The sequence below is a fragment of the Jeotgalicoccus sp. ATCC 8456 genome, assembly GCF_016313225.1.
GTDB lineage: Bacteria > Bacillota > Bacilli > Staphylococcales > Salinicoccaceae > Jeotgalicoccus > Jeotgalicoccus marinus.
On the sequence record NZ_CP066224.1, the window covers coordinates 1997715 to 2010568 of the forward strand.

Sequence of the window (12854 nt, forward strand, 5' to 3'; positions counted from 1 at the left end):
TATGTCGTTATTGTATGAAGGTAAGGCAAAATCAGTATACACAACAGCTGAGTCGGAAGTTCTTTTAATAGAGTATAAAGATGAGGTTACAGCGGGTAATGGCGAAAAACATGATTTTGTACCAGGTAAAGGGCGCTTAAATAACTTAATTTCAGCCAGTATTTTCAAACATCTGAAAGCACACGATATTAAGTCTCATTTTATAGAAGAGACTGGAGAAACTAGTCAGCTTGTAAAAAAGGTCACGATTATTCCACTAGAAGTCGTTGTTAGAAATATTGTTGCTGGCAATATTGTTAAAAGACTGGGATTTAAAGAAGGTCATGTTTTTGACACACCTCTAGTTGAGTTTTACTTAAAAGAAGACGATTTAAAAGATCCACTCGTTACAGAAGATCATATTCATCATCTTAAAATTGCGACATCAGATGAATTATCAGAACTGAAGAATCAAGCACTTAAAATTAATTCAGCACTGACACATCTTATGGATGAAATGAATTTAAAGCTTGTCGATTTTAAAATTGAGTTCGGTCGAGACGACCAAGGTAACATTCTATTAGCGGATGAGATTTCACCAGACACCTGTAGATTATGGGATAAAACCACTAATAAAAACTTAGATAAGGATGTTTACAGAAATAATACCGGATCATTAATTGAGACATATAATATTTTTTATAACAAGTTGGAGGAAATTAAAAATGAAAAAAATTGAACTTATTATAACTTTACAACCCCAAGTGTTAGATACTCAAGGCGAAGCTTTAGATAGAGCGGTTAAGGAACTCGGTACGGGTCAGGTTGAGAATATTAGAGTAGGTAAAGTATTGTACTTTGATATTGATGAAACTGATCATAAGAAGATTGAAGAGATCGTCCGTCAACTCTCTGAAAAATTATTTACCAATACAGTCATTGAAACTTACGAATATAAAATCTTAGACGAGGAGACAGTATAAATGAAGTTTGCAGTTATTCGTTTTCCAGGGTCAAACTGTGACCGTGATTTATACAATGCCATTGTAAAAAGTGGTGCTAAAGCAGATTACGTGGATTATAGAGAAACTGATTTAACTAACTATGATGGCGTTTTAATACCTGGTGGATTTTCATTTGGGGATTACTTACGGTCTGGAGCTATGGCAAGTGTGGCCCCAGTGACTGTTGAGATTAAAAAACTAGCTGCAAGAGGTAAGCCTGTTCTTGGCATCTGTAATGGCTTCCAAATTTTAACTGAGATTGGGCTTTTACCCGGTGCACTTATACATAACGACAACCATAGTTTTGTCTCTAGAAATGAATCTTTAAAAATCGTTAACAATCAAACGAAATATACAGAACTTTATAACGATGGAGAAGATGTTATCTTTCCAATCGCACATGGTGAAGGCCACTACTATTGCTCAGATGACATATACGATCAACTCGTTAAAAATAAGCAAATTATCTTAACTTACAATGACAACCCGAATGGCTCAAGAAACGACATTGCTGGCCTTGTTAATGAAGATGGAAATGTGTGTGGTATGATGCCGCACCCAGAACGTGCCATTGATCTTTTACTCGGTAGTAAAGATGGTTTTAGAGTTTTTGAGAGTCTAACAAATTGGGAGGGCAATTAATATGAGATTTATTGAGCCGACTAGTAAGGATATCAGAGAACAAAAACTGTATCAGGAAATGGGTCTGACTGATGATGAATACAAGAAAGTTGTTGAAATTTTATCGAGAGAGCCTAACTATACTGAAATCGGAATTTTTTCTGTCATGTGGAGTGAACATTGCTCTTATAAGCATTCGAAACCATTTTTAAAACAGTTCCCAACAACAGGCGAACACGTTTTAATGGGGCCTGGTGAGGGTGCAGGAGTTGTCGATATCGGTGACAACCAAGCTGTCGTATTTAAAGTAGAATCACACAATCACCCATCAGCTGTTGAGCCTTATCAAGGGGCTGCTACGGGTGTCGGTGGTATCATTCGTGACATCGTATCCATCGGTGCACGTCCGATTGGGCTATTGAATTCACTTAGATTCGGTGAACTAACTAAAGCCAATAATCGCCGTCTATTAAGAGGTGTCGTTAAAGGAATTGGAGGTTACGGTAACTGCATTGGGATTCCGACAGTTTCAGGGGAGGTTGAATTCGATCCGTCATATGACGGCAATCCACTTGTGAACGCTATGTGTGTCGGTATTATTGAACACGATAAAATCCAAAAAGGCACTGCAACAGGCAAGGGAAATAAAGTCATCTATGTTGGACTAAAGACAGGACGCGATGGCATTCACGGTGCGACATTTGCATCTGAAGAACTAGATGAAGAAGCGGATGCAAAACGACCATCTGTTCAAATTGGTGATCCATTTACAGGGAAGAAGTTAATGGAAGCAACATTAGCTGCAATTGAAATGCCAGAACTCGTCGGTATTCAAGATATGGGTGCAGCAGGATTAACTTCTTCAAGCTCTGAAATGGCCGCTAAAGGTCAATCAGGCATGACGCTATATTTAGATAGGGTCCCTGTTCGTGAAGCAGGTATTTCACCATACGAAATGATGCTTTCAGAAACTCAAGAACGAATGCTTCTTGTTGTGGAAGATGGTTCAGAAGATAAGTTCCTTAAATTGTTTGATGAACATGAGCTAGACTCAGCTGTTATAGGGGAAGTGACGGATTCAAAACGTTTACTACTTTACTTTCTTGATGAACTCTACGCGGACATTCCAGTCTTACCACTTTCAGAAGAAGCACCAGAGTATATTTTAGAAGGTCAAGAAAGTGAACAGGATGAAGCGCGTGAAGACTACTCAAATGAAGATCTAGAAGATGTATTTATGAAGTTGATTAGCCATCCAACTCACGGCGATAAGTCGTTTATCTTTGATCAGTACGACAGTCAAGTAGGTGCGAATACGGTACAACAATCTGGCTTCGGACCTGGGGTAGTCCGTGTTGAAGGGACCAACAAAGCAATCTCTATGGCAATCGATGGAAAGAGCCGCTATGTTTATAGCGACCCTTACAACGGTGGTAAGGAAGTCGTCGCACAAACCTTTAGAAATATTATAGCTACTGGTGCAACACCACTTGCGATGACGGATTGTCTGAACTACGGTTCACCTGTCAAACCATTAATCTACAATCAATTAAGTGAATCAACCAAAGGTATGGCAGAGGCTTGTAAAGCATTATCAACGCCTGTTGTATCAGGAAATGTTAGCCTCTATAACGAGAATAGCCAAGGATCGATTTTACCAACACCAGTGGTTGGAATGGTCGGCTTAATAGAAGATGTAAACTTCATGAAAGATTTAAAAGTGAGTGAAGGAGATGTGCTTTATCTTGTTGGAGAACTCACTCCTTCTTTTGCAGGAAGCCAAATAGAAAAAATATTAGAGAATACAATTCGTAAAACTACAAGATATATTGATTTAGGTGTGGAATATAAAAGAGGAATGTACCTAAAAGAAAAACTTGTAAAAGGTGAAATAAACAAAATTGCACCACTCGGCCGAGGCGGCTTGATTACTAAAATCGCACAACTTTCAAGTTTTTATCAACTTGGTGTAGATGTGAATATGGATATTCCTCCAGACTTACTTTTTAGTGAAGGTGGATCAAACTACCTGGTTGTTGCTAAAGGTGGTCTAGATATAGAAGATGCTGTTGAAATCGGTAGGCTAGTGGGTGAAACATTTAAAGTTACCGCACAAGATTTTGAAATAAAGAAAAAAGTAAAAGAAATAAAAGCTGAATGGGAAGGGGCAATCCCGACATGTATGAACTCCGTGGACTAAATGAAGAATGTGGAGTGTTTGGAATTTGGGGCCATAAAGAAGCAACGGAATTGACTTATATTGCCTTACACAGTCTTCAGCATCGTGGGCAAGAAGGGGCAGGAATCGTTGCTTCAAATAAAGAATATCTATTTGGTGCTCGTGGCATGGGCCTCTTAACTGAAGCCTTGTCTAAGACCCAATTAGAATCTTTAAGAAACTTTCCTTGTGCTATTGGTCACGTCCGTTACGCAACAACAGGGGGTAGTGAACTTTCCAACGTCCAACCCTTTCTTTTTAAAAGTCATATCGGGGATCTCGGGCTTGCACATAACGGAAATCTAGTGAATGCTATTCAACTAAGAAAAGCATTAGAAGACGAAGGGGCAATCTTTCAGACATCTTCAGATTCTGAAGTTTTCGCCCATCTCTTAAGACGTGCTAAAGGTCCTTCTAGAAAGGCGAGAATTAAGACAGCATTACAGCAATTAAAAGGGGCCTTTGCCTACGTGATTTTACATGAGGATGAACTCACAGTTGCCTTAGATGATCACGGGGTGAGACCGCTGATGTTAGGTGAGGTCGACGGGGCATACTGTGTTGCGAGTGAGACCTGTGCCTTTAGTGCAATCGGGGCAACTTACATCAGAGATATCGAGCCTGGTGAACTGATTACTATTAATGATAAGGGCATCGACTTTGATCGTTATTCAGATTACGAAAATCCGAATTTATGTTCCATGGAATATATTTATTTTGCCCGTGCAGATTCTGAGTTTAGAGGCACGTCAACCTATACAATTCGTAAAGCACTCGGTGAAGCCTTAGCAAAAGAGATGACAGTGGATGCCGATATCGTCATCGGTGTGCCGGACTCAAGCTTGGCCGCTGCAAAAGGATTCAGTGATTACAGTGCTATACCGAGTGAGCAGGGACTCTTGAAGAATCGTTATGTTGGTCGTACTTTTATTGCATCAGGTCAAGAGGCTCGAGAACGAGCGGTCAGAATGAAGCTTTCACCAGTGAGGGATATTGTGGAAGGGAAACGTGTCATTGTTATCGATGATTCCATTGTCCGGGGTACAACGAGTAAGTATATTGTGAAGGCTTTAAAAGATGCTGGTGCAAAAGAGGTGCATATGGGTGTGTCATCACCACCATTAAAGAATCCTTGTTTTTACGGTATTGATGTCTCTACACATGCGGAAATAATTGCTTCATCGAAGTCAACAACTGAAGTATGTGAAGAAATTGGTGCTGATTCACTGACCTACTTATCTGTCGATAAAATGCACGAGGTCTATTATAAATTCGGATCTAGAGGACAATGTGATGCTTGTTTTACAGGACAATACCCGATTGAAAACTTAGATGGTTTAATGCCTCAAGAAAAAGATGCTAAAAAGAAAGGGGTTTAATCATGTCGAAACAATATAAAAATGCTGGTGTAGATATTGAAGCTGGTTATGAAGCGGTTGAACAAATGAAAAGACATGTTAGAAAGACACTAAGACCCGAAGTCATTGGTGGAATCGGTGGCTTTGGTGCTGTCTTTGATTTGTCGACGTTGAATTTACAACAGCCTGTCTTGGTTTCAGGTACAGATGGAGTAGGCACGAAATTAAAGCTTGCGATCGATCATAATCGTCATGACACGATAGGAATAGATGCCGTGGCCATGTGTGTCAACGATATTATTACGACTGGTGCAGAACCACTTTACTTTCTAGACTATATTGCCGTCAATAAGGTGGTTCCGGAACATGTTGCTGAAGTTGTAAAGGGGATTTCAGAAGGCTGTAAACAATCAGATTGCGCCTTGATTGGTGGGGAAACCGCTGAAATGGGTGAAATGTATGCAAAAGGAGAGTATGATTTAGCTGGCTTTGCCGTTGGTGCTGTTGAAAAAGAGCAGTATATTGATGGTTCGACTGTTAAAAGTGGCGATAAGGTTATTGGTTTAACTTCAAGCGGTATTCATTCGAATGGCTACAGTTTAGTCAGAAAGATTTTAGTAGATCATAATATTGATGTTAATGATGAACTTGATGGAGATAAGCTGCTGGACCTATTAATTGAGCCAACAAGAATTTACACGAAAGCAGTCAAAAAAGTTAAGGATAAAATTAACATTAAAGCAATGAGCCATATCACTGGTGGCGGCTTCTATGAAAATATCCCAAGAGCAATCCCAGACCATCTAGGTGTTGATATTAATACAAAAGATATTCAAACACCAAAAATTATCTCTTGGTTAATTGAAATATCTGGTTTAGATAAGAAGGAAGCATATAATGTATTTAATATGGGCATTGGCTTTATTATGATTGTGGATAAAGATGATGTTGATGAGACACTTAGCTTATTAAAAGAAGTAAATTATGAAGCTACTATGATTGGTGAAATTACGTCTCAAGAAGGACTTGTCATCAATGACTAAAAGCGTCGTAATATTTGCCTCTGGTGGCGGTTCAAATTTTGAGAATCTTGTCCTGAAATCAAAAGATATTGGCATGGAAGTCTCAAGCCTAATTGTTGATCAAGCTAATGCTTATGCGATTGAAAGAGCGAAACTTCTAAACGTTCCATATCATGTGATTAATAGAAAAGACTACCAATCAAAAGAAGAATTTGAGGACAAAATAAAAGGAACCATAACTGTTGAAGAACCAGATTATTTAATTTTAGCCGGTTTCATGAGAATTTTATCGGAAGCATTTGTTGAACAATATGATAGAAAAATAATCAATATTCATCCATCATTACTGCCGGCTTTCAAGGGTGCTAATGCAATTCATGATGCCTATAATTATGGAGTGAAAGTAAGTGGTGTGACGATTCATTATGTAGATAGTGGCGTCGATACTGGTGAGATTATTGCTCAAGAGCCAATAATTATAGATGATAATGACAGTTTAGATATATTTGAAGAAAAAATACATCTGCTTGAATACGACTTGTATCCGAGTACTTTAAAAAAGTTATTTAAAGGAGACGTTTAAGAATGAAAGCCTTACTTAGTGTTTCAAATAAAACAGGTATAGAGGATTTTGCCAAATCACTTGTTAAAGAAGGCTATGAATTATACTCCACGGGTGGTACTTACCAGACTTTATTGGATGCTAATATTGAAGTTAAATCAGTGAGTGACTTAACTAATTTTAGTGAAATCATGGATGGACGTGTCAAAACTTTACATCCTGCAGTTCATGGTGGAATCTTGGCAGATCGAGATAATCCGAAGCATCTAGAAGAACTAAAAGAAAATAACATCGAGACAATTGACCTTGTAGTTGTTAATTTATATCCGTTTAAAGAAACTGTTAGGAAAGCTAACGTGACTGAAGACGAAGCAATTGAAAATATCGATATTGGTGGACCGACTATGCTTAGAGCAGCAGCGAAAAACTTTAAGCATGTGACGACGGTTGTTGATCCGTTTGATTATGACGAAGTCATTGAACGTATCCAAAATAATAATTTAGATGAAGCTTATAGAAAGTCGCTTATGATTAAGGTGTTTCGTCATACCAATGACTATGATCAAGCGATTGTGAACCATTTTTCTCAAAATGAAGACATCTTAAGATATGGTGAAAATCCACATCAAACTGCACGTTCAGTTAAAACAAGTGATGATAAGAATACACTGTTAAATGCTGAAATTTTACATGGTAAGGCTCTGAGCTATAACAATTTAAGAGATGCTGATAGTGCACTTAGCTTGGTAAGAAAATTTGATGACCCTGCTGCAGTTGCTGTCAAGCATATGAACCCTTGTGGGGTGGGTACTGGAAAAAATCTAGCGGAGGCCTTTCAAAATGCCTTTGATGCGGATAGTCAGTCTATCTTTGGTGGCATAGTTGCCTTGAACAAAACTGTAGATCAAGAGACTGCTGAAAAATTAAGTAAGGTCTTTTTAGAAGTGATTATTGCACCTAACTATACTCATGAAGCCATGGAAATACTAACAGTCAAAAAGAATATTCGATTGTTAAAAATGGATTTTACAGATGAGGTTCAAAGCGAAGAAATGGTGAGTGTATCAGGTGGATATTTAGTGCAATCAAAAGACCGAGGCAAACTTGACATGAGTCAGTTGGAGTTTGTGACTGAAAAACAACCGAGTAATGCTGAATTAAAAACTCTGGCACTTGCTTGGGAAGTATCAAAACATGTGAAATCCAATGCAATTGTCTTAGCGAATTCTAAACAAACAACCGGTATTGGTGCAGGCCAGATGAATAGAGTAGGTGCCTTAAAGATTGCTGCAGAACGTTCAATTGATTCTGATGAAGAAGTTGTACTCGCAAGTGATGGCTTCTTGCCAATGCCAGATACAGTAGAACTTGCCTATGAACATGGGATTAAGGCAATTATACAACCAGGTGGCTCTAAGCGTGACCAGGAGTCCATAGATTTCTGCAACGAGCATGGTATGGCAATGGTGTTTACAGGCATGCGTCATTTCAAACATTAAGGAGATGTCTTATGAAGGTCTTAGTAGTAGGTAGTGGCGGTAGAGAACATGCGCTTGTAAAAAAGCTAAGTGAGTCAAAATATGTTGATGAAATTCATGCCGTCCCAGGGAATGATAGTATGAAACAGTATGCTGAAATTTACCCTGAAATCTCAGACGTTGATACAGAAAAAATCTCAGAAAAATGTAGAGCACTTGAAATTACTTGGGCAATTATCGGGCCAGAGGCTCCGCTTAATATTGGTCTTAGTGATGTTTTAGAAGAAGCTGGAGTTAAGGTTTTTGGACCAAGAAAATTAGAAGCTCAACTTGAATCATCTAAGGAATTTGCTAAGAAGATTATGCAGAAATATGATATTCCAACCGCAGACTACCAAGTTTTCTATAATAAAGATGAAGCTAGGGCATACATTGAACATAAAGGAGCACCTATAGTACTTAAAAAAGATGGCCTTGCTGCGGGTAAAGGTGTCTTTGTTGCTATGACTATGGATGAGGCACTTCAAGCGCTTGACTACATTTCTGATGAATCTTCAGAAGAAGGACTCGTAATTGAAGAATTTTTAGAAGGTGAAGAATTTAGTTTGATGGTGCTAGTCAACGAAGATTATATTATACCTTTTGATATTATTGCTCAAGATCATAAACGTGCCTATGATAATGATCAAGGTCCTAACACAGGCGGTATGGGTGCCTATGCGCCAGTCCATCACTTGGGTGATTCAGTGATTGAAGAAGCGGTAGAGACTATTGTTCAGCCTATGGCAGATGCGATGGTTAAAGAAGGTTTGAAGTATTTTGGTGTTATGTACCTTGGCGCTATCATTACTAAAGATGGTATTAAGGTCATTGAATTTAATGCACGTTTTGGTGATCCAGAGGCTCAAATTCTTTTATCATTATTAGATTCAGACTTAATTGAAGTGCTAGAAGCGGTTAAAGCGAAAGAGAAATATCAGTTAAACTTCTCTAAGGATTATATGCTTGGAGTTATCTTAGCGTCTAAAGGCTATCCTGAATCATCTACTAAAGGATTAAAGGTGAAGATACCAACTGAACTTAATGATCAGGTGTTTAATAGTGGTCTAAAACAAGTCGATGATGATATTTTTGAAACTAACGGTGGACGTGTCTTGTTGGTCACTGCTAGAGGTGAGAATTTAGAAGTAGCTAAAAACTTAGCTTACGATAATCTCAAAAAAGTAGACTTTCATGGTGATGATCTATTCTATAGAACGGATATTGGGACTAGGGGATTATAAAAAACCTTTCACATCAAAAAAGATGTGAAAGGTTTTTATCGTTAAATTGATATAGCAAAAATTTTAAAATCATAGTATAATAATAGGGATTAATATTAGGAGGCGTCAGAATGAAAAAGTACATATTACCAATTATTGCTCTATTTGTTCTCGTACTTGCTGCTTGTACATCTGATAGCGAGGTTGACGAGGAATTAACAGAAGGTGAGGGAGAAGGTGAAGAGACTACTGGAGAAGCGATTGATTTCAGTATCATGTCGCTACCAAACTCTCTAGACCCACATGCTGCTAATGATGGCTATTCATTATATGTTATGACAAACATTTATGAAACTTTAGTAAAACTGAATCAAGACTTGGAATTAGAACCAGGACTTGCTGAAAGTTATGAGCAAATTTCAGATACAACTTGGGAATTTAAGCTCAGAGAAGGGATCAAATTCCATGATAGTAGTGATTTTAATGCAGAAGTCGTTAAAGCGAACTTAGACCGTGTACGTGATGAGGAAGTTGCATCACCATTATCTTTCTTGTTTACAGAAATTGATGAAGTTGAAGTTGTAGATGACTACACTGTTCAAATTCACACGAAACAACCATTTGCTGCCTTACCTGCTCACTTAGCACATCCAGGTGGACACATGATTAGTAAAGAAGTTATTGATGCGGATTATGCTCAAATGGAAGAGGGCGGTAATCCTTTAACAGAAGTAAACCGTACACCAGTAGGCACAGGTTTCTTTAAATTTGAAGATATTAAAGAAGGCGAAGAAATTACTTTAGTTCGTAACGAAGAATATTGGGGAGATTTAGCTAAGCCTGAATCTATCACTTTTAGAGCAGTTCCAGAAGATCAGTCAAGAATCGCTGAATTAACTTCAGGTACAGCAGACATCATCTATCCGATGGACCCGAATGATGTTGAACAAGTGGATTCTAATGAAGGTAGTGAAGTGCAACAACGTCCAAGTGCGAATATGACTTACTTAGGATTTAATACTGAAAAAGAACCATTTAATGATGAAAATGTGAGACTTGCGATTGCTTCAGCTATTGATAAAAACTCAATCATTGAAAATATTCTTGTCGGTATTCACGAGGTGGCAGAAACACCGTTAAACCCAACTGTTTTTGGCTATAGTGAAAACTTAGACCCAATTGAATATGATCTTGACCAGGCGAAAGAATATCTTGCAGAAAGTGATTATCCAGATGGTTTTTCAGCAGAAGTTGTACTAAACTCAAGAACGCATCAAGATGTTGCAACGTATATTCAAGAAGTACTAAAAGAATTAAATATAGACCTAGAAATTTCCTTGATGGAAGCGGGAGCATATCAGGAATATACTGCCAACGGTGACCATGAAATGTTCATGGGTGGCTGGGGAACAGTAACCTTAGATGCAGACTATGGTCTATATCCTATGTTCCACTCTGATAATATCGGAGCTGCAGGAAATAGAACACGTTACTCTAACTCAGAAGTTGATGAACTGCTTGATAATGCCCGTGTTGAGCTAGATGAAGAAACACGTCTACAAATGTATGAAGACGCTCAACAAATTATTATCGATGAAGAACCATTAATTCCGATCTTCCATACTAAATTGTTAACAGGAATTAACTCTGATTTAGATGGCTATTATCAATACCCAAGTAGTTTCCCTTATTTAAAAGACTTGCATTAAAAAAAGCTTCTACTCAAAAATTACATTTTGAGTAGAAGCTTTTTGCATGTATTTACAAGTAACTAAGCAAATTTTATACTTTAATTAACAAAGAACGAATAAGTATTAAGACTATATAAGGAGAATAAAAATGAAAATAAGAGCACTAGAAGAAACTGACTTAAACTTTATTCATACATTGAATAACAGATACTCTACTATGGCATATTGGTTTGAAGAACCATATGAATCATTAGGCGAATTAAAATCGCTTTACCAGAAGCATATCTTAGATGAATCCGAGAGGAGATTTATCATAGAAGATGAGAATGAGAAGGTAGGCATTGTAGAATTAGTAGAAATAAACTTTATTCATAGGAATTGTGAAATTCAGATTATAGTGGATGAACAATTTGCTGGAAATGGATATGCCAAAAGGGCAATGAAACAAGCAATAGACTATGCATTTAACATTTTAAATTTGCATAAAATATATTTATATGTCGATGTTGAAAATGAAAAAGCCATCCACATATATAAAAATCAAAATTTTGAAATTGAAGGCACCTTACAAGAACATTTTTATACTAAAGGGGAATACCAAAATTCTCACATTATGGGACTTTTAAAGAAAAACTGGAGAAGTGAATAGATAAAACTTTTTCCATAGATAGACACCACCCACTTCAACAAAAGAAGGTTGAAGTGAGTGGTTTTTTAATATGATGTTTTACTTTTTTAATTCTCAATTGAGGCATTATTCAGGCAAGTGTACAAGAGCGTCTACTTAAGTGGCACTTTCAAGTTTACATATGTTAACAAAAAGGAAATTAAGTGATAGGTAGGTACAGATTTGTATATGTCAGGTAACAGTATTTTAAATAAAAAGAGGAGAGTTTTTGATACATGATGTATCTGTCCATCAACAATATCAGTTAGCAAAAAAAGATGAACTTAAAATCTTAATCGTCGGTGCAGGTATAGCGGGATTAACTGCGGCACAAATGCTTAGAAAGCAAGGAAATAACCCAGTATTAATAGAACGAAATAAAAGTAATAAAAGTTCTGGTTATATGTTAGCTTTGATGCCCATGGTAGATAATGCAATTTCAGAACTCAAAGTAACTGAAACATATTTAAATAAAAGTGTTTCTATTAATAACTTTAATTTTTACAGTCATCAAGGCAGTCTTTTACGCAAAAATTCCATACATGAATTAATGAGTAAATACGGTACCTACAGAGGTATTTCTCGTGGACGCTTGATAGAGGTACTTACTGATGATGGTTGCATGTTAACGTACGATACGAAAGTGAGCGATTTACATCAAAAAATAATAAAGTATCTGTTTCTTTTGAAGGATATGAAGATTTATTTGATTTTGATCTAATAATAATTTAAAAACATCTTAAATAATTATGAAAAAATATAACGACCGCGGGTTGAAAAAGCTCAATCTGCTTCTAGGAATCTTGCGAAGTTGATGTTTAATGAGAGTAGTATTTTTGCTTTTGTCAGAGATGAGGTATTGAGATTTATGACAATTGAAAGAGGTCTTAAATCAATATTGAAACTAATAGAAAATCAGCCTAAACCTTAAAATGTTATTACTTTTTAGGAAAATAATATTGGAACGATGACCATACTAAAAGTAGACTGAT

At 37.1% G+C, this 12854-nt stretch carries 12 protein-coding genes; all 12 read left to right on the top strand.

The window, feature by feature from the left end; translation table 11 throughout:
• Position 1 precedes the first annotated feature (1 nt).
• The 12 genes from purC to JEM45_RS10450 all read left to right on the top strand — a co-directional run bounded on the left by purC (position 2) and on the right by JEM45_RS10450 (position 12583).
• Positions 2–718: a phosphoribosylaminoimidazolesuccinocarboxamide synthase gene (gene purC / locus JEM45_RS10395; protein ID WP_198687448.1), complete on the top strand. Its 717-nt coding sequence runs from the start codon at positions 2–4 to the stop codon at positions 716–718.
• Positions 705–962, top strand: coding sequence for a phosphoribosylformylglycinamidine synthase subunit PurS (gene purS, locus JEM45_RS10400; protein WP_026866795.1), 258 nt, complete (start codon positions 705–707; stop codon positions 960–962). The genes purC and purS overlap by 14 nt, the downstream gene beginning before the upstream one ends.
• On the top strand, positions 963–1625 hold the full coding sequence (gene purQ / locus JEM45_RS10405; protein WP_198687449.1) for a phosphoribosylformylglycinamidine synthase subunit PurQ: 663 nt from the start codon (positions 963–965) through the stop codon (positions 1623–1625).
• 1 nt (position 1626) lies between these two features.
• Positions 1627–3804, top strand: coding sequence for a phosphoribosylformylglycinamidine synthase subunit PurL (gene purL, locus JEM45_RS10410; protein ID WP_035856246.1), 2178 nt, complete (start codon positions 1627–1629; stop codon positions 3802–3804).
• Positions 3783–5201 (top strand): amidophosphoribosyltransferase, encoded by a 1419-nt coding sequence (gene purF, locus JEM45_RS10415; RefSeq protein ID WP_026866798.1) that lies wholly within the window; start codon positions 3783–3785, stop codon positions 5199–5201. Before purL ends, purF begins: the two co-directional genes overlap by 22 nt.
• A gap of 2 nt (positions 5202–5203) precedes the next feature.
• The gene (purM, locus tag JEM45_RS10420; protein ID WP_026866799.1) at positions 5204–6223 is read left to right on the top strand and encodes a phosphoribosylformylglycinamidine cyclo-ligase; all 1020 of its coding nucleotides are present in this window, start codon (positions 5204–5206) and stop codon (positions 6221–6223) included.
• The gene (purN, locus tag JEM45_RS10425) at positions 6216–6785 is read left to right on the top strand and encodes a phosphoribosylglycinamide formyltransferase (RefSeq protein ID WP_026866800.1); all 570 of its coding nucleotides are present in this window, start codon (positions 6216–6218) and stop codon (positions 6783–6785) included. The genes purM and purN overlap by 8 nt, the downstream gene beginning before the upstream one ends.
• A gap of 2 nt (positions 6786–6787) precedes the next feature.
• Positions 6788–8263 carry a bifunctional phosphoribosylaminoimidazolecarboxamide formyltransferase/IMP cyclohydrolase gene (gene purH / locus JEM45_RS10430; protein ID WP_198687450.1) on the top strand — a complete coding sequence of 492 codons (1476 nt, stop codon included), beginning with the start codon at positions 6788–6790 and terminating at the stop codon, positions 8261–8263.
• 11 nt (positions 8264–8274) lie between these two features.
• The gene (gene purD / locus JEM45_RS10435; RefSeq protein WP_026866802.1) at positions 8275–9525 is read left to right on the top strand and encodes a phosphoribosylamine--glycine ligase; all 1251 of its coding nucleotides are present in this window, start codon (positions 8275–8277) and stop codon (positions 9523–9525) included.
• Between the two features lie 110 nt (positions 9526–9635).
• The gene (locus tag JEM45_RS10440; protein WP_166627067.1) at positions 9636–11213 is read left to right on the top strand and encodes a glutathione ABC transporter substrate-binding protein; all 1578 of its coding nucleotides are present in this window, start codon (positions 9636–9638) and stop codon (positions 11211–11213) included.
• 130 nt (positions 11214–11343) lie between these two features.
• Positions 11344–11844 carry a GNAT family N-acetyltransferase gene (locus tag JEM45_RS10445; protein WP_026866804.1) on the top strand — a complete coding sequence of 167 codons (501 nt, stop codon included), beginning with the start codon at positions 11344–11346 and terminating at the stop codon, positions 11842–11844.
• A gap of 247 nt (positions 11845–12091) precedes the next feature.
• Positions 12092–12583, top strand: coding sequence for an FAD-dependent oxidoreductase (locus JEM45_RS10450; RefSeq protein WP_026866805.1), 492 nt, complete (start codon positions 12092–12094; stop codon positions 12581–12583).
• Positions 12584–12854: the final 271 nt, after the last annotated feature.